We start from the raw sequence: 23,262 nt of genomic DNA, 5'->3' as shown, positions 1-23,262 counted from the left end.
AAAGTTACTCCTGATGAGGGGGTAAATGAGGGTCACAGGCTGATCCCGCGTCCGCGGCCCAAGGCCCAGTCGACAGTACCGCCCGGCGACATGGTGCCGGTGATGTGCTGGCCGAGGTGCTGATCGAGCGCCGGGCGCCAGGGCACGAGCTGAAAGCCCAGCCCTTCGTCGATCATCGCGAAGCGGCCCGTCGAAAGCGTCACGCGCTCCCGGTAGATGCCGCTGACATAGTCGCCTGCGCTCGATGGTTTGTGCTCAAGTCCCGTGCGCGCGGCGATGGCCTGAGTGACGGCCGTCAGTTCCTGATTCTTCAGCGTCCCAACGAGATCCTGAGCAAGGATGACCCGCTGGCCCTGCCGGCGGGCAAGACCCTGGGTTTCGAGATGGCTGGCGCGGGCATCCAGGGCATCGCGCACCTCGCGCCCGAAACCATTGCCCGTTGCGACGGGATCGCGGGCCACAAGCTGGCGATCAAGCCACGTCGCGCCAGGTGCTTTGATCTGTGCCTCGAGGGGTATGTCTGATCGTGTGGCGAGCGACAGCCGGTCATCCCCTTTGGCATCCTCCCATGAGCGCAGTTCGACGATCGACCCGGCTTTGGCGTCGCCGGTCATCTCCATGTCCTTGAACCGCAGATGGTGCGTGCGACCATCGACGCCGTCGACGATGGCATAGGCGCTGCCCGTTAGCTCGTTGTGGAGGCCACGTTCGACCAGGCGTCCGATGACCGGTTCGCTTGGAACGTCCTGATGCAGGGCCAATGCCGATACATCAAACCGCCCGCCGTCGCGGCTTATGGCATTGTGCATCGTCTTGATGATGTCGTTGCGCACCGAAAGGTCGCGCAATGTGGCTTCTGCACCGGGCTCCAGAGCCCACACCGCAGGCCCTTCGCGCGCGGCCAGTCCCAGCTGTTCTAGTTTGGCGGCGCGGCCCAGCAGCAGCCGGCGCATTTCGGGATCGGCGTCGCCGCCTGGACGCAGATCGACAAGGCCTGCGGTATCCTGACCCAAGCGTTCAAGCTGCCGGTCAAGACTGGTCCAGCGCTCTGCATCGACCTCGCGTTCGAGCGCGGTGCGGATGTCCAGCTCGGTGCGCGGCCCCAGTTCGAGCGTCACCCGCTCTTCCGCCCGGAACCGCAGACCTTCGCTGATATAGCCCCGGTCAATGACAAGATCGGTGCCGTCACTGGCAACGCCGCGCACCAGCACATGGATGTGCGGATTGTCGGTGTTCCAATGGTCAACGGCGACCCAGTCCAGTTCGGTGCCCAGATCCTTGGCCGCGTCAGCCATCAATTCGCGGGTGAAGCTGCGCAGGTCTTCCATGTCCCCTGCATCTTCGGGCGAGACGATGAAGCGAAAGTGGTGCCGGTCATCTTCGCAACGCCCTGCAAAGGCATCCCGATCAGCGCTGTCGTTCTGCGCATCGAACATTGAGGCGTCGCGCCCGTCGCGGGACACGCCATCACGCTCAAGATAGATGATGTGCTTTGCCAGCGGTGCGGCGCGGTACTGTGCACCTTTATGCCGAGCGATGCGCGCCATGACAGTAACGCGGCGTTGGCCAGGTGTGCGGCGCATCGCGGCAACCGTCCGACGCCCGCGCGCGGCTTTGCCGCTACCGCTGCCGCGTTTCAGACCCGCTCGCCGTGAACCCGCATGGCCCGCCTTGTTGGCGGCACGCTGGACCTGAGCCGCCAGCTTCTGGCTTCGCCTTCCAGAGGCTGCACCGCTGTCCCTGCTTCTTCCCGGCCGCACCCGAAATTCATTGTCGTCGCGGCTCATTTTGAAGGTGCCAGACGATTACGCCGCAGTTTTGCGGGTGTTTGGGAAACATTGTATGGCAGGCTTTGCCCGGTGCCATACGAAATTATCGCACTACAACAATCACATGAGAGCCAGGTGCTGGCACTCCTTTTATCTTGCCCTCCAAAATTGCCCTTTCGCTCAAACATATGCTTCCCCGCCGTGTCCATCCGACACGACGCCAGAGCTGCCTGAAGTATGCTTGAGCATCCCATCACGGATTTCGCGGTGAAAGCGACACAAACAGGGGGTGCGGCGCGGGGGTCGGTGACGGCAAAGAGGCCGACGGCGACGCAAGCTGGGTACGCTGTGGCTGCACATCGGCAGCACCGTCATTGCTGCTTGCTTCTCCATCGCCGCGTGGTGTGAACAATGTAGCCTGACGCCAGGGATGAGCATTGGCAGGTGGCATGGCAGCAGGCGAAGCGATGCGGGCCATTCCAAGACTTGGCGCGATCTGGGCGACGTAGTTGACGGTTTCTGCCGGAAGACTGCGACGACCGGCAGCATAACCATCGGCACGGCCTGGTCCGGCATTGTAGGCCGCCAGCATCAAGCTGACATTGCGATACCGGTCCCACATGGCGCGCAGATAGGCCGCACCCCCAAGGATGTTCGCACGCACATCGAACGGGTCAGAGCCAAGGCCATGCCGCGCGCTCAGCATCGACCAAGTGCCGGGCATGATCTGCATCAGCCCTATGGCCCCTGCAGGCGAAACCGCGCGCGAATTGCCGCGACTTTCCGCCCGCATCACCGCCCATATCCACAGCTCGGGAATGCCGAAGCGCTGCGATGCCTCTGCGACATGCGGCGCATAAGGATGCGATGCAAACTGGTCAGGCACCGTCGCAACCGCGGCAACCGGAGACGTCGCCGCTGCCAAGCCGAGAGCGAAACAAGTGCCGGGAAGGAGAAGGTGAATGCGCAGCCGAACGGCAATCCAAATTACGGAACACCGGCGACGGCGAAGCAAAGCAACGGTCATGGCTTATTTCCGATCGCGATTGGTCGGACGCGACCAGAGCAGGTGATGCTCGTCGTCACGGGACATGGAGCGAAGCAGGTTGGCGCGCAGGGGTTGGGCAAAGGCTGGGTCGTCGATCTGCACCGCGACAAAGGCACCGGCGCGCTCGCCTGTGCGGTTCCAGCCAGCACCGATTTCAGTGCCGGTTTCGGCATCGCCGAGCAGCACGCGCCAGTCGGGTGCATTGCCGCTGTCGTTCGATGGAGCCGGGACGAGCGTCACGACAGCATCGAGCGTGAGGGTCCGGATTTGCCCGGTGAAACTGTCCTGCGCGGAATGAAAGACGCCGATCATCATGGCCTGTGCTCCTGGTTGGTGGTTGGGGAAGCGGCGGATGCACCAAAGCCTCGCCAGCGCAGGGACTGGTCAGGTGCATCACGGGTAAGGATGGGGTGTGCCGTGCCGATAAGACCGGCTGCCGGCAGAGCGCCGAAATAGCGCCCATCAAGGCTGTCGGGCGCCGGGTTCAACAGGAACAATTCGTCTGTCCGAACACGGTGACAGCCCTGCCAGCTTGGCAAAGGCCGACCCATTCTGTCGTGCGATTTGGCTATGGCGACACGCTTGCCGTCCACCGAGACGACAGCGCCGGCGCGGCACGCCCATTGCCCGGGCAAGGCCGCGATATGTTTCATGAGCGGCACGCCGATGGGCAGATAGTGGCGCTCGGCCATCATCCGTGCGGTCGCAGTCGGCGGCACAATGGCGACCAGTTCGCCGAGCCTTGGGCGTGTGTCGCTCACGAGGCGATAGAGGCCGACGGGCGCACTGGCGCTCGCGTTCCACATCAGTCGCGGTCGCGGCGATAGCATGGCGACTGCTGCGAACCCGGCGCTGAACAAGCCTGCCCACAGTATCGTGGCGCGAACATAGCGGCGGCGGCTCATGCTTCGAGCGCCTTGCGCCGGAGCCAGGCCGCGTGCCGCTCCGCTGTGTAAGCCCTGAACGGCATTCCGGCATTCAGCCGGTTGCCGACGTGGCGCCAGTGATCGGGCGATGCGTCGCACGGATCAACACCGGCGGCTTCGACCGCATCGATGGCCTGCAACACCTGTGCGACCTTGGGCCAGCCGTCGATGTGCAGCAGAATGTCAGCGCCGGGACGGACAAACGGCAACGTCGTGTAGGCCTCGCCCGGTGCCACGGCCGTCACGATGTCGATGCACGAATGGATGGTGCCATAGTCGTTCGAGGACCAGCGCACGAAGGCGAAGACCGCGCCGGGACGGAAGGCGATGACGCGCGTGCGGCGGTTGATGATCGTGTCAGCCGCGATGCGCCCGAAGCGGATCCATTGTTCGTAGCGCTTCTCGATCCAGGTCACTTCGACTTCGGTCAGGGCGCTGGCTGTTGCTGACCTGATGGCGTGCGAGGAGCTGTGCCGCTGCGCAGTTGGCTCGCTCATGGCCGCGCTCCTGCCACCGCGAACCCGACAAGCTTGACACGGACGTTGAGCAGGCTCGTCGCACCGCGATTATCCACAGGCTGCAAAAGGGTTAGCAAGAATCCGAAGGATTCTTTTCTATTAGCATCGTTAGAGGAGCGCCGATTTGCCGCAGAATTCTGCGGGTTTCCGCATGGTCCCGGTTTTCGATAGGCCGAGGATCGGGTTTCCGATGGGCCGAGTCCGACGGTTTTTAATAGGCCGAATGTCATGCCAACTTCTCCACAGGGAAACCGACGCGCCGGGCAGCGGCAACGAATGGGTCGACGGGGATGGGTTTGAAGATCAGCCGCTCGCGGCCGAAGCTGTGCTCAAGGCTCAAATGGTAGCCCGGGAGAGACTGCTGCCGGACGATGGTCCGCAGCTCGAATGCGAATTGCTTGAGAGGCGAAAGCGCACCTGATTTGAGATGAAGGTGCGGAACGTCGAAGCTCCAGCCACCGCGCTGATGTCCACCATGCTTGCGCACGATACGGTAGAGCCAGCGCTCGACGCCGCCAGTCAGCGCAAAGTAGGCGCGGTCGATTGTCAGGATCAGGCCGCGATCGAGCACACCCGCATAGAACCAGTCGGGCAGGATGAGCTCGATGCCAACGGCTCGGCCACGGTCGTCGAGTGTCTCCCGCCATTCGTTGATCCAGGAGAAGCGGTGGCGGCGGCGCTGGTGTTGCTGGCGGATCGACGTGGCAACGGTCGTCGATTGCAAGCGGTCGAGCGCTGCGCGCAGCCGCTCATAATGGTCCTTGCCAGTCCCACGCCCGATGAAGGTCAGAATCTCGTGCGGACGGGCGGCGATGTGCCGAGATGTCGGGCGGCCTGCGTCGCGCGCTTCAACGAGCTGACTCGCCGCCCAAATCAGAATGTCGGCATCCCAGATGGTCGCCATGCCGTGTTCGGCTACGGCTTCGACCGAGATCCATGTGGCCCCCATCGCAAAGTCGATCGGTGCGGAACGCCGCGACTTGGCAAGGCTGAAGAAGGGCCAGGACATCAGATCCTGAGCATCGCGCGCGGCAATGTCACCGGGCATCGAGTAGAACAGGTCGAGCTGTTGCTGGGGGCTCACCGAACGCATCAACGGCGCACCGGTCGTGCTGACAGGCAAATGCCTTGTCCGGGATCGGATGTTGAATTGCGGCGACCATTTTGCGCCCAGGCATCGAGATCGACTATGGCATAGACGATCCGCCGACCGAGTTTGTGAAAGGCCGGCCCCGTCCCATAGCAACGATGCTTTTCAAGCGTGCGGGCTGACAGACCCAAATGCACGGCAGCATCTGGCGTCCTGACATAACGCGGGAATACCGGGACGAAATCTCCATCCATGAAACGTCTCCTGTGAAGTGCCGGACACAAGGGGTGGGCCCGGCGAGCAGGAGGCGAGATTTGAGATTTTCAGGGACTTGGGTGAACGGACATAGGGCAGCCCTGCCGAATGTCCCGATCAGTGGCCGCTCAACAGGGCGATATAGCCGCCGTCGCGCATAGCGAGCGCCTGTCGCTGCCAGCGCGCAATCCGCTTACGCTCGCTCGACGTGTCCCATTCGGCGGCCGAATATCGCCCGGCATCGCGGGCGATAAGTTCGATGGCCAATTCGCGCGTGGTTGCACCGCCGGACAGCGCATCGAGCAACCGAAGCCATTGGACCAGACGCCAGTGCTCTGACGGACCGGGCGCAAGGCAGAACGGGAGCTTCTTCACATGTCCGAGATGGCAATGCTCATGAAAGTCGGAAACGGCGGCCTTCCGTGTTTCCCAAAATGCGTCGCCCGGAAGAACATAGGCGAGCGGTTCGGTCTCTGTTGTCTCGCCGCGAATATTCAGGCGGTAGCGGCGCTTCGCCGTCGAGAGGACGAGATGCCGCCCTTCATCATCGCGGTGCTCGGCCGCGATATCCATGCCGCCGACAATTTCGGCTTGGCTGCAGCCGTCGCAAGGGAAAGGAGCCGGGCGCAAAAGGATGACGCTGGCCGCTGTAGATGGGTGCCAGATGATCGGGAGATGGTGGGCCGGGAGGTCAGGGTCCGCAGCGAAAGACCAACCCCCAGTGCCGAGCCAGACGCCTCAGCGCGAGTGGCGCAGCGTCAACGGCTTCAGCATATTGGTCGCGGTATTCAGGATTGCGGCGCAGGAATTCCTGCGCGAAATCCGTGCGGTCATAGTTTTCATACGCTTTGGCGTAATTCTCCGAACGCCAGTCGGGCGGCTTCTCCATCGCACCTCTCCTATGAGGTTTTTTTGGAGTCGAACGATCACGTCGGAGCCGTGACGAGAGAAGTGCTCGAGTCAGTTCCGGGCTCCCCCGCGGCAAGGCACAATCGATTGCGCCAGATTGGTGCTAAATGCCCAGTTTTATTGGGTTCGCGGGACCATCAGGTGTTTGTAGCCTTGTTCCGTCATCCACCTGGCGCGGGCGAGATGGGTATCATAGACCCTTCGCGCGCGGTCCGGCTCACTGGCGGGATCAATGGCGAAGATGATCGAAACCACCTCTTCCCATGATGCCTCGTCCTTTTCGGCATCCAGCAGGCGAAGATACGTGACGAGGTGGCGCTCATCATAAGCGCTCAATCGGTCTGACTGCGGTGGTTCATCGGCAAACTCAGGAGCCGACATGGGTCTCTCCTTGTAGCAAAACCTGTTTAGTGACTGCGCCCCTGCAACGCGCGCAGAGAAGCAGGGTGAACTTATCCCCAATAGGGCAGTGCGCTATCCCCAGCACGGGATAATGCCGAGCCCAGATTGCCGGGGCAAAACATTCCCAGAGGCAATGATCTGCCTGTTGTAGTTCAGAAATTGTAAAATTGCTGCTGAGATTCGGTGAATGGCGGTGGGTTTGCGTTCAACGACCGCCAGGTTTTTCGAAAAATCGCACGGGATCGACGGCAAGTTCTTCTGCGAGTCGCTCAATCGTGTCGAGCGTCGGCGAATTGGCTGCGCGTTCGAGAAGGCCGACATAGTTTCGGTTGATTCCGGCACGATGCGCCAATTCCTCCTGCGAAAGCCCACTGGCGTGTCGCAATCGCCTTAAATTCGTCCCAAAAATCTCCCGAAGCCTCATGCTTCGTGGGTCGGCGTAACCCTAATATACTGCCACCCAATATACTAGGGATTCGTCATCGCCCGGTGTGACCCGGGCGATGACTTGGTCGATTCAATGGTCGTTGCGGCGGCTCGGGCGGTTCCAGACCAGATCGTGACTGCCGTCTTCGGCTTCGAAGAGCTGTGCGAAGATTGCGGCAGTAAAGCTGGGGTCGTCGAGCTTCACCGAGAGGTAAGGCCGGTCGTCCTGGGTGTGCTTTTTCCAGGCTGCGCCGATTTCGACTTCGCCGATGAGGACGCGGTGGGTCGGGGCATTGCCGCTGGTGTTTTCTTCCGCGACGATCCTGACTGATTTGGCCTGAAGGGCGAGAGTGACGATCTGGCCCCGGAGTTCGCCCGAAACCATCTTGAAGTTGCCGATCTTTGCCATGGGTATTTCCTTTCCGTTGGACGGGACCGCGCCAGTGCGGCCTCGATGCGCGGATAAGGGTCAGCCAGTGGCAGGCGCCGCAGCGTCAGCCCGCAGCGTTAGCGAAGGACGGTGTGGCCGGGCTTTCTTGTCTCGCGAGGAACGGCGGAACGCCGGGGGAAGAAAGTTCGGCAAGCACCGTTGCGGCAAGCCTGCCAAGCGAAGCGTCTGGCTGACATGGGCGCGGATCGAAAGAGGCCGTACTGGTCGGTTCTGCCGGGAAGGACGCCAGATGCTGATCGCATGCACTGGCTCGGGTGAACGCAGGCCCCGAACCCTCGGTTCAAAATCGGCCCCGCAAAGGAAGCGTCTGGACCGCCGGTATTGCCCCCTCACGCCATTACTCGGCCGACATGGATTGGCCTGTAGAGGCTTGCCCAGCCACGGGACCGGCAAACTGTGAGGTGACGTGGGTATCACGCTCCGACATCGTCACGCTTCGCCATGCCGAGAGGGATGTCGCCATAGCAGCGATGTATCCAAGGATCGCCAGCAGCATGCTGTTGTCCGTTGCCAGTGATCCAAGCGCGTGCGCGGCCTGAAAGCCGGCGATGCCCGCGGGTATGGCAAAGAGGAGCGCGATCCCGACACGGAGCATGGGAGAGCGGACAAAGGCGATGAGGCCCTGTCCAATCAGAAGCGTAGCAATGCCTGCCGACAGTCCGCCCAGGATTGCTCCGAGATGACCAACATCATGGCGGAGCAGCAGGAAAGCACACGTGAGCCCGACATAGACAGGCAGCGCGTAGCTGGCGAGGCGGAAGAGCAGCGCGAGCACATAAAGGCCAGCCACGGCCCCGAGGATGAGAAAAATGGTCATAAGCGTCCCTTGTCTGGACGCGCTCGCCACCACCTCCTCAGCGCAATCTGCGGTGTAAGAATAGCACGGCAGGGCACAGGCCGAAAAGGCGAAATGTGCCTGAGGTTAGCGGCTGAAGGGGTCATATTCGCGAACCACCTGTTCGGGGTCACCGTCAAATTCGTCAGCGGGGATGACGAAGTAGCCCTGATTGGTTTCGATGAGGACGATGACCGTCATCAGCGTCCGGGAGAGGTTCCAGCCAAGCGATTGTGCGGTTGCCAGTGGCATTTTGCGGCTCCTGCCTAGGAGCGGGACCACCCCGCTCGACAGTCGCCCCACAGGCCGGGGGCTGGCCGCAATCACCGCAGCAAAGCTGCGGCCGCACGCGCACGCGTAGCGGACCCTTCACGGGTTGATTGAAGGAGGACAGGCTTCGAGCCCAGGGATCAGCGGCTAATGCGAGCGAGTGGTTCTGCGGCGGTTCGAGTTATGCCAATTGCGCCAGTCAGATTTCGGCGGTGACATATTCTTCAGGTATCCGCCGTTGACGGCCAGTTTCTCAAGAACGGTCAGGCACTACGCGGCCGGCAATATCGATATGTGCGACCTCGGCGATCCGAAAAAGACTTTACCTTGCGCTGTTCTGGCGCAGCACGCTGCCCCTCGGCCAAGGCGCCCGACTGCTAGCAGCGAGATGAGCCGTTTCACACCACACGTTAGGCGCAAGTTCGGGCGACATTGATCGACAATTTAGCTGCAAAAAGGGGGCTCAAAATTCACGAGCTACGACCGGCTTTCCCCACGACGCCCCAACCTGTACCAAAATTGGAGACAATATGGAGACAATGGGGGTCTCGGTGAGGCGTTGTCTCCAGAATTTCAAGGGTCGCCGGTCGGCGAAATCTTTGATTTTCTTGGAGAAAACTGGAGCGGGCGAAGGGATTCGAACCCTCGACTTCAACCTTGGCAAGGTTGCGCTCTACCCCTGAGCTACGCCCGCATCCGGCACAAAAGGCAGAGGCTTCAAGGCACCCTGCCGGGGTGAGGGCGCGGCTTTAACGGACGAATGCAGCCCGCGCAAGCCCCTTCCATAACTCTTCTTGCGCGCCCATATGACCGCCAGCATTTCTAGACCCACAGAAGGCCGGAGCAGCAACGTGGCATCAGTTACTCCCCCCATCGGCGGACTTGGCGGCATGTCCGCCGAAGATCGCGCTTCCATCGAGGCCTTCCGCCGCGACGTTCTGGAGGCCTCGCTCACCGGGCTCGTCATCGTCCGCTTCACGGCAGACTGGTGCGGGCCCTGCAAGCAGCTGGCCCCCGTCATCGACAAGGTGATCGCCGAAAACGGCCAGGGCCGCACCACGCAGGTCGTCGTCGACATCGACCGCCAGCGCATGATTGCCGAGCAATTCCGCATCCAGTCCGTCCCCACTGTCTATGCCTTCCTTGGCGGACAGCCGGTCGACGGCTTCGTCGGCGTCAAGTCCGAGCGCGAGCTGAAGGCCTTCATCGACAAGCTGCTCACCAGCCTGCCCCCCACCGAAGAGGAAGTGTCGCTGGAGGCGCTGCTGGAGGCGGCGACTGCAATCCTCGAAGAAGGGGACGCCGAGCAGGCTGTCGGAGCCTTTGCCGAACTGGCCAGGGAAGCGCCCGAGCATCCCGGCATCATCGCCGGCTATGCCCGAGCCCTGCTGGGGCTGGGCCATGTCGAGGGCGCCGAGTCCGCGCTCGCAACCCTGCCGGCCGATCTCAAGGATCAGGCGGTCGTGCAGGCCCGCGCCGCGCTGGATCTGGCGAAGTCCGCGGCTCCTGCCGGCGAACTGGCAGCACTCGAATCGCGCATCGCTGCAAACCCGCAAGACCATGAAGCCCGGCTGGAGCTGGCAAGCGCCCTGTTCGCCGCCGGCCGCCACGACGAGGCCGCCGACCAGCTCCTCGCCTCCATTGCCGCCGACCGCGAATGGAACGAAGGCGCCGCCCGCGCCCAGCTGCTGAAATTCATCGAGGCGCAGGGTCTCGCCAGCCCCTGGGCCGCCGGCATCCGCCGCAAACTGTCCTCGATCCTCTTCACATGAGCAGCGGCCACAAAAGGCAGCGGGCATGACGTTGCAGCCGCCAGCGAGCATCGCCGACCTTCCGAACAGGGTCCGGCTGTTCCCGCTTGGTGGCTCCATCCTGCTGCCCCGCGCCGTCATGCCGCTCAACATATTCGAGCCGCGCTATCTGGCCATGGTGCGCGATGCGATGGCCGACGATCATATGATTGCGATGATCCAGCCCCGGGCCGAAGGCGAGCCTCGCCCGCCTCTGTATGAAGTCGGCTGTATCGGCAGGATCACGCAATATTCCGAAACCGGCGACGGCCGTTTTCTGATCGCCCTGACCGGCCTTGCCCGCTTTCAGCTCCGCAGGGAGCTGTCGGTCACCACCCCCTATCGGCAGGCAGAGGTGGAGTATGAGGCCCACGCAGCCGACTGGAGCCCGGCCGAACCGCTGGCAGCCACCGCCCGGGCCAATCTGGAGGACGTGCTGAAATCCTATCTCGAGGCGCAGGGCCTGTCGGCGGACTGGGACGCTGTTCGTTCCGCCGACGACGAGAGCCTCGTCAATACGCTGTCCGCCGTCTGCCCGTTCGTCCCGTCCGAGCGGCAGGCGCTGCTGGAGGCCCAGGGCCTTCCAGAGCGGGCCGATACGCTGGCCACGCTGATGAGCTTCGCTCTGGGCGCCTCCGACGGCCGCACCCTGCAATAACTCAGCCGAGCTCGCCTCTCAGCAATGGCGGCAGATCGCCGCCCTCGCCGCGCGCCACGCGCATGAAGGCCTGCCGCAGCCGCGGCATCCGGTTCACCGCCGCCAGCCCAAAGCTGCGCACCTCTTGCGGCAACCGCCCCGGCAGCCCGAACAGACGCACCAGCCCGTCGGTCGCAAACGCCGTCGCCCAATTATCGCCCCGCCGCCACCGCTCATAGCGCCGCGCCACGTCGGGATGGCCCAGATCCATGCCGATCCGCGCCGAGCTGCTCAGCACTTCCGCCAGCGCCGCCACGTCGCGCAGCCCCATGTTAAGGCCCTGCCCGGCAATCGGGTGGATGGCATGCGCCGCATCGCCCACCAGGATCAGCCGGTTCGCCCAATAGCGCTCGGCATGGTGCAGCCCCAGCGGAAAGCTGGAGGCCGGCGCCAGCAGCTCCAGCCGGCCCAGGAAGCCGCCCATCCGCTTCTCGGCCTCACGCGCAATTGCCCGCGCGGAGAGTGCCTTGATCCCCTCTGCTTCGCTGCTCCTCACCGTCCACACCAGGGCGGAGCGATGCCGCCCGTCCGGCAGGTCGTTCATCGGCAGCTGCGCAAAAGGCCCGTCGGGAAAGAACAGTTCCGACGCCACATGTTCGTGCGGCTTCTCATGCGCCAGCATCGAAACGATCGCCGTCGCGTCATAGCGCCAGTTTGCCGTGCGTATGCCCGCGTCGCGGCGCAGCCCGCTGTGCCGGCCGTCGCAGCCGAGAATCACCGGCGCCGCAAGCATCCGCCCGCTAGCCAGCGTGACAGTTGCCCGGTCGGCTCCCCGGCCGATCGCCGCGATGTCGGCGGGCGCAACCAGCTCTATTCCGACCGTCTCGCGCACCCGCGCCAGCAAAGCCACCCGCAGCATCCTGTTTTCCAGCATCGTGCCCAGCGGCTCCGCCGGTTCGGCCTCGGCGCTGTCGAAATGCAGGTGGCGCGGAGACAGGCCTTCGGTCACCCGGATCGCCCGGATCGTGCAGCCTTCCCGATCGAATGTCTCGGCAAGGCCCAGCTTCCGCAGCATCCGCGCGGTGGAAGAGGCTATCGCCGAAGCCCGGCCATCGAACTCTGGCGCCAGATGCGCTTCCGGATCGCTGCGCTCGATTACCGCCACATCCAGCCCATGCGCCACCAGCGCCAGGGCAAGCGCCTGGCCCACCAGCCCGCCCCCCACGATTATCGCGTCAAACCTGTCTTGCATGCAGCCCTGATAGACCGGTGGCATATTCCACCCAAGCCCGGAATGTGCCGAAATTTCGTGCATGCGCGCAACATCGAAACAAAAATGCCCTATTTTTGAGCATTGTTTGTCACATGGCCTTCCAATGTCCACTACGCAACCACTTGGGCAACCACTTGGGCAACCACTTGGCACAACTCTTGAAGAGGCATTTGCGGGTGCCTTCGGGCTCCTGTGCTCGCTTCGGGACTTTCATAGGTCCTCTCCTTTCAAGGCCCGGGACTGCGGTTCCGGGCCTTTTTTATGCGCGCGTTCGTGCTCACAGCGCCACACCGCCTCGCCCATCGCACCAAAATCGGGGACATAAAGGGAACAGACTCTTGACCGCCGCGAGTCCCACCGGGCAAGGATTGCAACGTGCGGGCCATTCGGCCCTTCGGGAGGCAGCGTGGCAACGACCTATCAATCGCTGATGGATGCCGCCCCGTGGCGACGTTCGCGAAAGGAAGCCGGCGGCCCGGCTTTGGCTGACCGCCTGCGCGCGTTCGGCCGCGCCTTTCTGCGCGTGTTCGCCGGGATGGCGCTGGCCGCCCTCGGCCTCTCGCTCGCCGCCGCGCTCCTCAGCTATCACCCCTCAGACCCGTCCATGAACAGCGCCACCGACGCCGCGCCGCTCAACCTGCTTGGCCGCCCCGGCGCCTGGTTTGCCGACCTGGTCCTGCAGGGCTTCGGCCTCGCCGCTATCCTGCTGATCCCGATCTTTCTTGCCTGGGGCGTCCGGCTGATCGTCGCCCGCCCCATCCGCCATCCGCGCCGTTCTGCCCTGCTCACGCTGGCGGCAATGCTGATCGGTTCCGCCGCGCTTGGTCTTGCCTGGCCCGCGCCCATCGGCCCTCTGGATGCAGGCGCCGGCGGCGTCGCCGGGCTTGCGGCCGCGCACATCGTCTCCACCCTCCCCTGGCCGCAAGGCTTCGATCCCGCACTTGCCGCCATCGGATTCGCGCTTGCCTCTGGCCTCGGCGCACTCTGGCTGTTTGTCTGGGGGCTGGGCATCAACCGGGAGGAGCTGGCGGCGGTCTCGGGCCTCATCAGCTTCCGCCGCAGCTACGACGAGGAGGAGGCCGAGGAGGACGAACCCTATCGCCCCGCTGCCGCCCGTCCGCAGGCGCGCCCGGCGCGACAAAACCCGCTCCCGCCAGAGGATATCGAGCCCGAGGCCCCCACCCGCCGCATCGCCGGCCCGGCGCCGCGCCCCAGCCCGCCCAAGGTGGAGCCCGGCCGCCAGACGAGCCTGCAACTGGGCGACCGCGCCGACCTGCCACCGCTCAGCCTGCTGAAACCGCCGCCGCGCGGACCTTCGGTCGGCCTCGATGAAGCCGCGCTGGAGCAGAACGCCCGGCTGCTGGAAGTCGTGCTCGACGATTATGGCGTGAAGGGCCGCATCGTCGGCTTGGCCCAGGGCCCCGTCGTTACCCTCTACGAACTGGAGCCGGCCGCCGGCATCAAGGCCAGCCGCGTCATCGGCCTCGCCGACGATATCGCCCGTTCGATGAGCGCGGTTTCCGCCCGCGTCGCCGTCATCCCCGGCCGCAACGTCATCGGCATCGAGCTCCCCAACATGAAGCGGGAAATGGTGTCGCTTTCCGAGCTGCTCGCCGCCGACAATTTCCAGAATTCCGCCGCCACCCTGCCGATGATCCTGGGCAAGGACATTTCCGGCGCCCCCGTCGTTGCCGATCTCGCCCCCATGCCGCACCTGCTGATTGCCGGCACCACCGGCTCGGGCAAATCCGTCGGCCTCAACGCCATGATCCTGTCGCTGCTCTACCGGCTCCGCCCGGACCAGTGCCGGATGATCATGATCGATCCCAAGATGCTGGAACTCAGCGTCTATGACGATATCCCGCACCTGCTGGCACCGGTCGTCACCGAGCCGACCAAGGCCATCCGCGCCCTCAAATGGGCAGTCGAGCAGATGGAAGACCGCTATCGCAACATGGCGCACATCAACGTGCGCTCCTTGAGCGGCTACAATGAAAAGGTCCGCGAGGCGCAGAAGGCCGGCAAGCCTTTCGTAAAGCGCGTGCAGACCGGCTGGGACGAGGAAGGCAAGCCCGAGTTCGAGGATGTCTCGCTGCCGCTGGAGCCGCTGCCGCTGATCGTGGTCGTGGTGGACGAGCTCGCCGACCTGATGATGACGGCCGGCAAGGAAGTCGAATTCCTGATCCAGCGCCTCGCGCAAAAGGCCCGCGCCGCCGGCATCCACCTCATCATGGCGACGCAGCGCCCCTCGGTCGACGTCATCACCGGCGTGATCAAGGCCAACCTGCCCACCCGCATCAGCTTCCAGGTAACCAGCAAGATCGACAGCCGCACGATCCTGGGCGAAATGGGCGCCGAGCAGCTGCTGGGCAAGGGCGACATGCTCTACATGCCCGGCGGCAAGCAGTGCGTCCGCGTGCACGGCCCCTTCGTCTCCGATGAAGAAGTCGAGGAAGTGGCAAAGCACTGGAAGGCGCAAGGCTCGCCCGACTATATCGGCGCCGTCACCGAGGAACCCGAAGGCGGCGACCTGCTGGCCGGCCCCGGCGCTGCCCGCGGCGAAGGCAAGATGGCCGTTGCCGGCGACGGCGACATCCTTTCGCAGGCAATCCAGGTGGTCGCCACCAGCCGCAAGGCCACCATCAGCTACCTGCAGCGCCAGCTGCGCATCGGCTACAACAGCGCCGCCCGCCTGATCGACCAGATGGAGGAAATGGGGCTTGTCTCCTCGCCGGATCATGTCGGCCGCCGCGAAGTGCTGATGGATGAGGCCGGAAATCGGCTGTGATTAGCGCGCAGCGCTAACTCATAGACTCGATTGCAGGCCCGGCCGGCGGGGCGGCGGGTCTCAACCCGCCGAACCCGTCCGACGAGCGGGCTTCGCCCGCAACTTCTTCCCTTTTATCTCTCCCCAGCGGACTCGGCAGCTTTGCTGCCGGCCGCTGTCAGCGCGTCTTTGCGACTGCGACAGCCGCCGCCAGCAACAAGCCCAGCACGACACCCACCACCAATATTCCGACTGCGGACGTCGCTTTCGGCTCGATCTCCACGCGATCGAACAGCGATTTCCCTTCCGGCATGGCATTTCCCCTGCTGTCAGATGCTGAAAATCTAGCACGATCTGGCCTAAACGTCTGTAGTCAGCCTGAAATCCCAATAACTCGCGCTCTCTTGCAGCCGGTTTCCCTTCAACAGAGACTTCGTTGACCAACATGGCGGACCCTCTCCTTGGCCGCGGCGCCGTTTTCCCCCATCATGGCGTAATGGCGCTGAGAGACCGGATTGCGGCACAAGTCCGCGCGAGCTTTGCCGACCCGTCCGGGCGAAAAGTGACGCCGGCGCGACAGGATGCCCGGCTGTTGCCGCCGGGCTCCGTCGCGTTCGATGTGCATGCCGACGTCACCACCATGATGATCGGCGGCATTTCCTCGCTGCTGCTGCAGATGCTGCACCCAAAGGCACTGGCCGGCGTCTGGGATTTCTCCAATTTCCGCGACGATATGGGCGGCCGCCTGCGCCGCACAGCCGCCTTCATCGCTGTCACGACCTTTGGCGAGAAGCACGCCGCCGAAGTAGCGATTGCCCGCGTGCGCAGCATTCACGACCGGGTGGAAGGCCTGCTGCCCGATGGCACAGCCTACCGCGCTGCCGATCCTGGCCTGCTGGCCTTTGTCGGCGCGGTCGAGGCGCTGTCCTTTCTCGGCGCCTGGATGCGCTATCGCGATCCGCTGATGCGCCGCCGCGATCAGGATCGCTACATGGCGGAGATGGCGGAGGTTTCGCGGCTGCTCGGCGCCGCTCCGGTGCCGGAAACGCGGGCCGGGGCGATAGACTATATTCGATCCATGCGCCCGGAGCTGCGGGTGGATGATCGAACCCGCGAGGTTTCGCGCCTGATGCTGACGGCGCCGCCACCCTCCCCTGCTGCCGCACCCGCGCAGCGGCTGCTGGTGGAGGCCGGTATCGACCTGCTTCCGGATTGGGCGCGGCGGATGCACGGCTTTTCGGGGCCGGGGCTGGCGACGCCCGTGGTGCGGGCGGGTGCCGGGGGTATGAGCATGGTGCTGAGATGGGCTTTGAAAGCGCCTCTTTCGACGTGATTTTCCTACAGCCGTTTCGCGTAAGTTTTTGAAATTCCTGCGTGTAGGATTGTTCCACGTGGAACAATGTTTGTAACCACATTGGATTGTTCCACGTGGAACAATTGTCTTTACCGGCCGGCAGCAAAGTCTGCGCCGGTCGGGTTCGGCGGGCTGATAACCGCCGCCCCGCCGGCCGACATTTCGGCGAGGCTGTGCGTTAGCGCGTTGCGCTAACGCACAGCCGCCTACATGTTGGGATAGTTCGGCCCGCCGCCGCCCTCCGGCACAACCCAGTTGATATTCTGCGTCGGGTCCTTGATGTCGCACGTCTTGCAGTGCACGCAGTTCTGCGGATTGATCTGGAACCTGGGTTCGCCGATCTCCTCGCCCACCACTTCATAGACCCCCGCCGGGCAATAGCGCTGCGCCGGCTCGTCATACAGCGGCAGGTTGATGCGGATCGGAACCGTCGGATCCTTCAGCTGCAGGTGGCAGGGCTGATCTTCCTCGTGGTTGGTATTCGACAGGAAGACGCTCGTCAGCTTGTCAAAGCTGAACACGCCATCGGGCTTCGGATAGTCGATCGGATGGCAGGCTTCCTTGCGCCAGATCTTCTCGTTGTCCGGCGTATGCCCCAGCGTGAAGGGCAGTTTCAGGCCCCAATTCTCCAGCCACATGGTGATGCCACCCAGCGCCGTGCCGATGACCGGCCCGAACTTCGCCATCAGCGGCTCGACGTTGCGGACGACCGACAGCTCCTTTTCCACCCAGCTCGCTTCATAGGCGGCCGGATAGGCGGAAAGCTCGTCGCTGTGGCGTTGGCTGGCGATGGCGTCGACCGCCGCTTCCGCCGCCATCATCCCGCTCTTCATGGCAGTGTGGCTGCCCTTGATCCGCGGCACGTTCAGGAAGCCCGCCGCGCATCCGACCAGGGCTGCCCCCGGAACCACCAGCTTCGGCACCGATTGCCAGCCGCCGTCGCTGATGGCGCGGGCGCCATAGGAAACGCGGCGGCCGCCGGTCAGGATTTCCTTCACTGCCGGGTGCGTCTTCCAGCGCTGCATTTCGTCGAACGGGCTGAGGTGCGGGTTGCGATAGCCCAGCCACACCACGAAGCCGAGCGCCACCTGGTTGTTGGCCTGATGATAGAGGAAGCCGCCGCCATTGGCATCGGTCAGCGGCCAGCCCTGGCTGTGGATCACCCGGCCGGGGACGTGCCTGGCTGGATCTATATCCCACAACTCCTTGATTCCAATGCCATAAATCTGCGGCTCGCAATCCTTGCGAAGATCGAAGCGGTGGATCAGCTGCTTGGTCAGGTGGCCGCGCGCGCCTTCAGCAAAGAAGGTGTATTTCGCGTGCAGCTCCAGCCCCGGCTGATAGTTGGGGCCATGGCTGCCGTCGCGGAGGACGCCCATGTCGCCCGTCGCCACGCCCTTCACGCTACCGTCCTCGTGATAGAGGATCTCGGCCGCCGCGAAACCCGGGAAGATTTCCACGCCCAGCGCTTCCGCCTGGCCGGCCAGCCAGCGGCACAGATTGCCGAGGCTTCCTGTATAGGTGCCTTCATTGTGCAGGAACTTCGGCGTCACCCAGTGCGGCATGTCGAATTTGCCGGTCTTGCTGAGCAGCCAGTGATGGTTTTCCGTCACCGGCGTTTCGGCCATCGGGCAGCCCTGTTCCTTCCAGTCCGGGATCAACTCGTTCAGCGCCTTCGGATCGACAACGGCCCCCGAGAGGATATGGGCGCCCACTTCCGAGCCCTTTTCCAGCACGCAGACCGAAAGCTCCAGCCCCTTTTCGGCTGCCACCTGCTTCGCCCTGATGGCGGCCGACAGCCCGGCGGGGCCGGCGCCCACGATCACCAGGTCATACGGCATTGCTTCACGTTCGCTCATCCGGGTTCACTTCCCTCTCGTCAGGCCAGTGGGCCTCTATTCATCGCAGTGTCACGGGTTTTCAACCCGAAATGACCACGACCGGCATATGCCGGGGTTGACCGCCAGACGAACCCTGCCAATTGTCGCGGACTATGCAAGAGGGTCATAGTGGTTCGCAGGTGGAAACGCCGGCGGCTGTTGCTGCATTGCTGGATTGGTGGAAGCTCTCCGGGGTGGACACGCTGGTCGGGGATATCCCCGAAAGCTGGTTTGTGCCCGAAGCGGCTGTCCCGGCAGCGCAGCCGGCGGCGATTGAGCGAAGGCCGGCCCCAGCCCGTACAGATGCCTATGCCACGGCCCAGACGCTGGACGATCTGCGGGCGATGGTCCGCAAGGGTGCGCCCTTTGCTGACGGAAACCCGCAATCGGGCCTATGGATCGTCGGCGAAGCGCCTTCTGCCGAGGACCTGCGCACCGGCCGCCCGTTCACCGGCCCGGCCGGGCTGCTGCTGGACCGGATGCTGGCCGCCATCGGACTGGATCGTTCCCGGGTCTATATCACCCTGCTCTGCCCCGAGCGGCGGGTGCCCGGAACCCCGGCACCTGAGGATATCGCTGCTGCGATGCCCTTGCTGCAGGCGCATCTGCGGTTGGCGCCGCCGCGCCTGATGCTGCTGCTGGGGCAAAATCCGGTGCAGGCGCTGGCCGGCGAAACGATTGCCATCTCGAAGATTCGCGGCCAGTGGCTGCAGGTGGGCGATGCCCCTGCACTGGCGACTTTCAATCCGGCCTATCTGCTGCGCCGGCCCGAGGAAAAGGTGAACGCCTGGGCCGACCTGCTGGCCTTCCGTAAACGATTGCTCAATTGATGCGCGCCTTCCTTCTTGCTGCGGCGCTGGTCGCTTCCTCCGCCCATGCGCAGGAGACCATCGAGGTTACCGCGACACGGCCTCTTTCGGCCGCCGAACGATCGGTTCCGGCCCAGCTTTCGACTGCACAACGCGAACAATATACGCGTATTTTCAAATTGATAGACGCCGGAAAAGCCTCCGCAGCGTCGGACGAACTGGCCGCCATGCCGCGCGGCGTGCTGCACCCCACGGCCGAGGCGCAGATCCTGATCGCGCAAGGATCGGGCGCCGGAATGATGCGACTGGTCGCCTGGCTGGAATCCAATCCGGACGGCCCGCAGGCCTCTGCAATCGCCGGGCTGGCGCGCAAGGCCGGGGCCACCACCCTGCCCCCGCTCGCGCATGTGAAACAACTCACGCCGGTTCGCCTGACGCCGCCGCTGGGGCCCCGCAGCGCCCGCACCGCGAGCTCCGCCGATACCGAATTCGCCACGGCCGCCAAGGCGGCGATTTCGGCCAATGCACCTTCGGAAGTGGAAAATCTGCTGGATCGCTATGGCAATGCGCTGACGGCGGAAGTGCGCAGCGAATGGGCCGAACGGGCGGCCTGGGATGCCTATCTGGACCTCGACGATGTGACGGCAAAGCGCCTGGCGGTGCGGGCTGCGAACGGACAGGGCGAGTGGGCGGCGATGGGCAATTGGGTGGCTGGCCTCGCCTCGTTCCGGCAGAATGACTGCGAAGATGCGTCGAAATATTTCGATGCGATTTCAAATGTCTATACAGCAGGCTCTGACCTCCGCGCGGCAGGTGCCTTCTGGGCGGCGCGCAGCCATGTGCGCTGCGGAAGGCCGTGGATGGCGCCCGAGCGGCTGAAGGCTGCCGTCGCCCGCGACCGCGACGGCTTCTATGGTCTGCTTGCCTCCCAGGTGCTGGGCGTGGCGCCGAATTTCGACTGGAAGGAGCCGGACTTCATCCAGGCCGACTGGACGACACTGAAGATGCACCCAGGTGCGCAGCGGGCTGCCGCGCTGGTGGAAATCGGCCAGCTTGGCCTTGCCGACCGGGAGCTTCGGCATCTGGCGGCGGCCACCGCCAACGACACCTATGAGCCGATCCTGCGCCTTTCCGCCCGGCTGAACCTGCCTGCCACGCAATATTGGCTGGCGCAGAACCCGCCGCCGGGAATGATGCCGCCGATGTCGGCGCGGCTGCCGACGCCGGACTGGAAGCCGGTGCGCGGCTGGCGTGTGGACAAGAGCCTGGTGTTTGCCCACGCGCTGCAGGAATCGAAGTTCATCACCGTCGCCCGTTCCGGCGTTGGTGCCAAGGGGGCCATGCAGATCATGCCCGGCACGGCGCGCGATCTGGCCAAGGCGATGGACATGGAGCATCGCGACGACCTGCTTTCTGACCCGTCTTTCAACGTCGAATATGGCCAGAGTTATCTGGAGATGCTCCGCGACAGCCCCTACACGCAGGGCCTGCTGCCGAAGGTGATCGCCGCCTATAACGCCGGGCCCGGTTCGGTACAGAAGTGGAACGCCGGCGGCCTGAAGGACAATGGCGATGTGCTGCTGTTCCTGGAAAGCATTCCCTTCCGCGAGACGCGCCACTATGTCGAAGTGGTGATGCGGAACTATTGGATGTACCAGATGAAAGAGGTGGCCGGCGCCCCCGGACGTGCCGCCGAGCAGCAATCCAGCATCACTTCGGTGGCGCAGAACCAGTGGCCGCGCTTCCCCGCCACCCGCACGGCGGTGCGTTAGTGCCGATCGACGAGACGCGCGCCTTCAAACCGGTGCGCATCGCCGTGCTGACGGTTTCCGATACGCGAACCCTTGCCGACGACCGATCCGGCGACACGCTGCAGCAACGCATCGAGGCGGCCGGGCACCAGATCGCCGACCGGCGGATCGTGACCGACGATAGCGACCTGATCGTCGAGACGCTGGCCGAATGGATCGAGCGCGACGACGTGGACTGCGTGATTTCCACCGGCGGCACCGGCGTAACCGGGCGCGATGTGACGCCCGAGGCGGTGGAGGCCGTGTGCGACAAGATCATTCCCGGATTCGGCGAGCTGTTCCGCTGGATATCCTTCGCGAAGATCGGCACCTCCACCATCCAGTCGCGTTGCACGGCCGGGGTGGCCCGCGGCACCTATATCTTTGCGCTGCCGGGCAGTTCGGGCGCGGTGCGCGACGGTTGGGACGAGATTCTCGTCCATCAGCTGGACAACAGGTTTCAACCTTGTAATTTTGTTGAACTTATGCCACGCCTTGTGGAATAATAGACGTGCTGCAAGGTTGTTCAGGACTGGACTGGAAAACGGCAGGTTGACGGCCTTTCGGCCGGACACCCAAAGCCCCCGCCAAGAGGAGCAGTGTTCTGGAATATATTAATCTCAACCTGCTGCCCATCTCGATTGCAGCGCTGGTCGGCCTGATGATCGGCCTTGGGCATTTCCTGCTGTCCCGGCCCGGTGAGCGGCCGGGCATGGATTTCGTGCTGCTGGCGGCGATCGCGGAATTCTGGCTGGCGGCGATCCTGGCGGGCGCGCTGATCATGGGGCCGAAATACGGCCACCCCTGGATCGTGGCGCTGGGGACTGCGGTCGTCATCTGGATCGGTTTCATCGTGCCCGTGCTGATGGTGACGCTGCGGTTTCGCGGGATGCCGGGCCATATGGCAGCCGCCGACAGCCTGCACTGGCTGGCCGTGCTGCTGATCCAGACGGTGGTCATGCAGAGCCTTGGGCTTGTCGTGCCGCCGATGTAGGCTATGCGTGCGGCATGCTTCGCCTCCACGCCCCCGACCGGACCACTGAACCGCTGACCGCCGAAGTAGTGGCAGGAGGCGGCACGCCGATTCTGACGCTGCCCTCTGCGCAGGAGATACAGGCCGCGGTCTGGGTCGATCTTGCCTTTCCGCTGGAGGTCGAGCGGCGGCTGGTGGAGGAGGCGCTGGGGCTGGAGCTGCCGGACAAGTCCGACATGACGGAAATCGAGGCCTCCAGCCGCGTATATCGCGAAGGTACGGCGCATGTGATGAACGTGCTGATGGTGGTGGGGGTCGATTCCGGCGAGCCTGCAGCCGTTCCCGTCAGCCTGATCCTGCTGCCGGGCAAACTGGTGACGGTGCGCTATTCCGATCCGCGGGCGTTTCGCAGCCTGGACCAGAGCTGCGGGCGGCTGGCGCCGGGGGCGAACGCCGTGCATCTGCTGACCCGATTGCTGGACAATGTAGTGGACCGCACTGCCGACATACTGGAGCGGATGGGCGGGGAGATCGACAGCCTTTCCAACCTGGTTTTCGGGCTGGATCGGCCGAAGTCGCTGCGCATGTCCAACACCGATCTGCAGACCATATTGCGGCGGATCGGCAGCACGCAGTTTGTGCTGAACAAGGTGCACGACAGCCTGGTGACCTTGCTGCGCGCGCACAGCTTCCTGTCGCTGGGGCAGGAAGCGGGCGAGACCCGCGTGAAGCCCGACAAACATGTGCGCGAGTCGCTGAAATCGCTGAACCGCGACATCATGAGCCTGCTGGAGAACAGCGCCCATCTATCGCAGAATGTCAGCTTTTTGCTGGACGCGGCGCTGGGGCGGATTTCGATCGAGCAGAATGCCATTGTGAAGATCTTCTCGGTGGCGGCGGTGATCTTCCTGCCACCGACGCTGGTGGCGTCGATCTACGGGATGAACTTCGTGCATATGCCGGAGCTGGAATGGGTAGAGGGCTATCCGATGGCGCTGGCGCTGATGGTGATGTCGGCAGTGCTGCCCTACCTGTATTTCAAGCGCAGAGGCTGGTTGTAGCGGCTTCCGGACGGCAAATGTTCCTGTTA

General features: G+C 64.0%; 26 protein-coding genes and 1 tRNA gene. 9 read left to right on the top strand and 18 right to left on the bottom strand.

The features are described from left to right. Positions 1-32 precede the first annotated feature (32 nt). The 15 genes from IM784_RS12570 to IM784_RS12500 form a co-directional block, all read right to left on the bottom strand. Positions 33-1,787 carry a relaxase/mobilization nuclease domain-containing protein gene (locus IM784_RS12570; RefSeq protein WP_199555677.1) on the bottom strand — a complete coding sequence of 585 codons (1,755 nt, stop codon included), beginning with the start codon at positions 1,785-1,787 and terminating at the stop codon, positions 33-35. A 235-nt stretch (positions 1,788-2,022) separates the two neighbouring features. After that, the gene (locus IM784_RS12565) at positions 2,023-2,655 is read right to left on the bottom strand and encodes a lytic transglycosylase domain-containing protein (RefSeq protein WP_199555718.1); all 633 of its coding nucleotides are present in this window, start codon (positions 2,653-2,655) and stop codon (positions 2,023-2,025) included. A gap of 144 nt (positions 2,656-2,799) precedes the next feature. Next, positions 2,800-3,132: a DUF736 domain-containing protein gene (locus IM784_RS12560; protein ID WP_199555676.1), complete on the bottom strand. Its 333-nt coding sequence runs from the start codon at positions 3,130-3,132 to the stop codon at positions 2,800-2,802. Continuing rightward, a complete protein-coding gene (locus IM784_RS12555) occupies positions 3,129-3,722 on the bottom strand; it encodes a S26 family signal peptidase (protein ID WP_199555675.1) in 594 nt (197 codons plus the stop codon). Before IM784_RS12555 ends, IM784_RS12560 begins: the two co-directional genes overlap by 4 nt. Then, entirely contained in the window at positions 3,719-4,240 is a 522-nt protein-coding gene (locus tag IM784_RS12550) for a DUF2840 domain-containing protein (protein ID WP_199555674.1), read from the bottom strand. The genes IM784_RS12555 and IM784_RS12550 overlap by 4 nt, the downstream gene beginning before the upstream one ends. A 247-nt stretch (positions 4,241-4,487) precedes the next feature. Beyond that, positions 4,488-5,354 carry a replication initiator protein A gene (locus IM784_RS12545; protein ID WP_037491898.1) on the bottom strand — a complete coding sequence of 289 codons (867 nt, stop codon included), beginning with the start codon at positions 5,352-5,354 and terminating at the stop codon, positions 4,488-4,490. Further along, the gene (locus IM784_RS12540) at positions 5,354-5,605 is read right to left on the bottom strand and encodes a helix-turn-helix transcriptional regulator (protein ID WP_006964014.1); all 252 of its coding nucleotides are present in this window, start codon (positions 5,603-5,605) and stop codon (positions 5,354-5,356) included. The genes IM784_RS12545 and IM784_RS12540 overlap by 1 nt, the downstream gene beginning before the upstream one ends. Positions 5,606-5,723: 118 nt before the next feature. After that, entirely contained in the window at positions 5,724-6,179 is a 456-nt protein-coding gene (locus IM784_RS12535; protein ID WP_199555673.1) for a DUF2285 domain-containing protein, read from the bottom strand. Positions 6,180-6,297: 118 nt separating this feature from the next. After that, positions 6,298-6,495 carry a transcriptional regulator domain-containing protein gene (locus IM784_RS12530; RefSeq protein WP_199555672.1) on the bottom strand — a complete coding sequence of 66 codons (198 nt, stop codon included), beginning with the start codon at positions 6,493-6,495 and terminating at the stop codon, positions 6,298-6,300. Between the two features lie 137 nt (positions 6,496-6,632). Continuing rightward, on the bottom strand, positions 6,633-6,896 hold the full coding sequence (locus tag IM784_RS12525; protein WP_199555671.1) for a DNA -binding domain-containing protein: 264 nt from the start codon (positions 6,894-6,896) through the stop codon (positions 6,633-6,635). Positions 6,897-7,122: 226 nt separating this feature from the next. Next, positions 7,123-7,341, bottom strand: coding sequence for a helix-turn-helix domain-containing protein (locus IM784_RS12520; RefSeq protein ID WP_013831674.1), 219 nt, complete (start codon positions 7,339-7,341; stop codon positions 7,123-7,125). A gap of 93 nt (positions 7,342-7,434) precedes the next feature. Further along, entirely contained in the window at positions 7,435-7,752 is a 318-nt protein-coding gene (locus IM784_RS12515; protein ID WP_199555670.1) for a DUF736 domain-containing protein, read from the bottom strand. A 379-nt stretch (positions 7,753-8,131) separates the two neighbouring features. Next, the gene (locus IM784_RS12510; RefSeq protein WP_199555669.1) at positions 8,132-8,611 is read right to left on the bottom strand and encodes a hypothetical protein; all 480 of its coding nucleotides are present in this window, start codon (positions 8,609-8,611) and stop codon (positions 8,132-8,134) included. Between the two features lie 105 nt (positions 8,612-8,716). Further along, entirely contained in the window at positions 8,717-8,881 is a 165-nt protein-coding gene (locus IM784_RS12505) for a hypothetical protein (protein ID WP_006964003.1), read from the bottom strand. A 637-nt stretch (positions 8,882-9,518) separates the two neighbouring features. Next, positions 9,519-9,593 (bottom strand) — tRNA-Gly (locus IM784_RS12500). A gap of 157 nt (positions 9,594-9,750) precedes the next feature. Here IM784_RS12500 and IM784_RS12495 point away from each other — a divergent pair. After that, positions 9,751-10,671 (top strand): tetratricopeptide repeat protein, encoded by a 921-nt coding sequence (locus IM784_RS12495; RefSeq protein WP_328799528.1) that lies wholly within the window; start codon positions 9,751-9,753, stop codon positions 10,669-10,671. Positions 10,672-10,696: 25 nt separating this feature from the next. Further along, positions 10,697-11,347 (top strand): LON peptidase substrate-binding domain-containing protein, encoded by a 651-nt coding sequence (locus IM784_RS12490; protein ID WP_199555668.1) that lies wholly within the window; start codon positions 10,697-10,699, stop codon positions 11,345-11,347. A gap of 1 nt (position 11,348) precedes the next feature. Here IM784_RS12490 and IM784_RS12485 read toward each other — a convergent pair whose 3' ends face one another. Then, on the bottom strand, positions 11,349-12,578 hold the full coding sequence (locus tag IM784_RS12485) for a UbiH/UbiF/VisC/COQ6 family ubiquinone biosynthesis hydroxylase (RefSeq protein WP_199555667.1): 1,230 nt from the start codon (positions 12,576-12,578) through the stop codon (positions 11,349-11,351). 451 nt (positions 12,579-13,029) lie between these two features. Here IM784_RS12485 and IM784_RS12480 point away from each other — a divergent pair, with 451 nt between their 5' ends. Beyond that, complete coding sequence (locus tag IM784_RS12480; protein ID WP_199555716.1) at positions 13,030-15,387, top strand: FtsK/SpoIIIE family DNA translocase; 2,358 nt, start codon at positions 13,030-13,032, stop codon at positions 15,385-15,387. A gap of 157 nt (positions 15,388-15,544) precedes the next feature. On the opposite strand, the gene IM784_RS17450 is transcribed toward IM784_RS12480, so the two are convergent. Then, entirely contained in the window at positions 15,545-15,679 is a 135-nt protein-coding gene (locus tag IM784_RS17450; RefSeq protein WP_268920849.1) for a hypothetical protein, read from the bottom strand. A 183-nt stretch (positions 15,680-15,862) separates the two neighbouring features. Between IM784_RS17450 and IM784_RS12475 the strand changes: the two genes are divergently transcribed. Further along, on the top strand, positions 15,863-16,699 hold the full coding sequence (locus IM784_RS12475) for an oxygenase MpaB family protein (RefSeq protein ID WP_199555666.1): 837 nt from the start codon (positions 15,863-15,865) through the stop codon (positions 16,697-16,699). Between the two features lie 227 nt (positions 16,700-16,926). On the opposite strand, the gene IM784_RS12470 is transcribed toward IM784_RS12475, so the two are convergent. After that, on the bottom strand, positions 16,927-18,579 hold the full coding sequence (locus tag IM784_RS12470; RefSeq protein WP_199555665.1) for an electron transfer flavoprotein-ubiquinone oxidoreductase: 1,653 nt from the start codon (positions 18,577-18,579) through the stop codon (positions 16,927-16,929). 134 nt (positions 18,580-18,713) lie between these two features. On the opposite strand from IM784_RS12470, the gene IM784_RS12465 reads away from it, so the two are divergent. The 5 genes from IM784_RS12465 to IM784_RS12445 all read left to right on the top strand — a co-directional run bounded on the left by IM784_RS12465 (position 18,714) and on the right by IM784_RS12445 (position 23,233). Continuing rightward, positions 18,714-19,430, top strand: a complete 717-nt coding sequence (locus tag IM784_RS12465) for a uracil-DNA glycosylase (protein WP_199555664.1) — start codon at positions 18,714-18,716, stop codon at positions 19,428-19,430. Further along, a complete protein-coding gene (locus IM784_RS17285) occupies positions 19,430-21,181 on the top strand; it encodes a lytic transglycosylase domain-containing protein (RefSeq protein WP_199555663.1) in 1,752 nt (583 codons plus the stop codon). The genes IM784_RS12465 and IM784_RS17285 overlap by 1 nt, the downstream gene beginning before the upstream one ends. Continuing rightward, the gene (gene moaB, locus IM784_RS12455) at positions 21,181-21,705 is read left to right on the top strand and encodes a molybdenum cofactor biosynthesis protein B (RefSeq protein WP_199555715.1); all 525 of its coding nucleotides are present in this window, start codon (positions 21,181-21,183) and stop codon (positions 21,703-21,705) included. Before IM784_RS17285 ends, moaB begins: the two co-directional genes overlap by 1 nt. 155 nt (positions 21,706-21,860) lie before the next feature. Next, entirely contained in the window at positions 21,861-22,193 is a 333-nt protein-coding gene (locus IM784_RS12450) for a hypothetical protein (protein WP_199555662.1), read from the top strand. Positions 22,194-22,207: 14 nt separating this feature from the next. Beyond that, positions 22,208-23,233 (top strand): magnesium transporter CorA family protein, encoded by a 1,026-nt coding sequence (locus IM784_RS12445; RefSeq protein ID WP_199555661.1) that lies wholly within the window; start codon positions 22,208-22,210, stop codon positions 23,231-23,233. Positions 23,234-23,262 lie beyond the last annotated feature (29 nt).

It is taken from the genome of Sandaracinobacteroides hominis, assembly GCF_016464365.1.
GTDB classification, from domain to species: Bacteria; Pseudomonadota; Alphaproteobacteria; order Sphingomonadales; family Sphingomonadaceae; genus Sandaracinobacteroides; species Sandaracinobacteroides hominis.
This window is presented reverse-complemented; position numbering and strand designations above follow the sequence as displayed.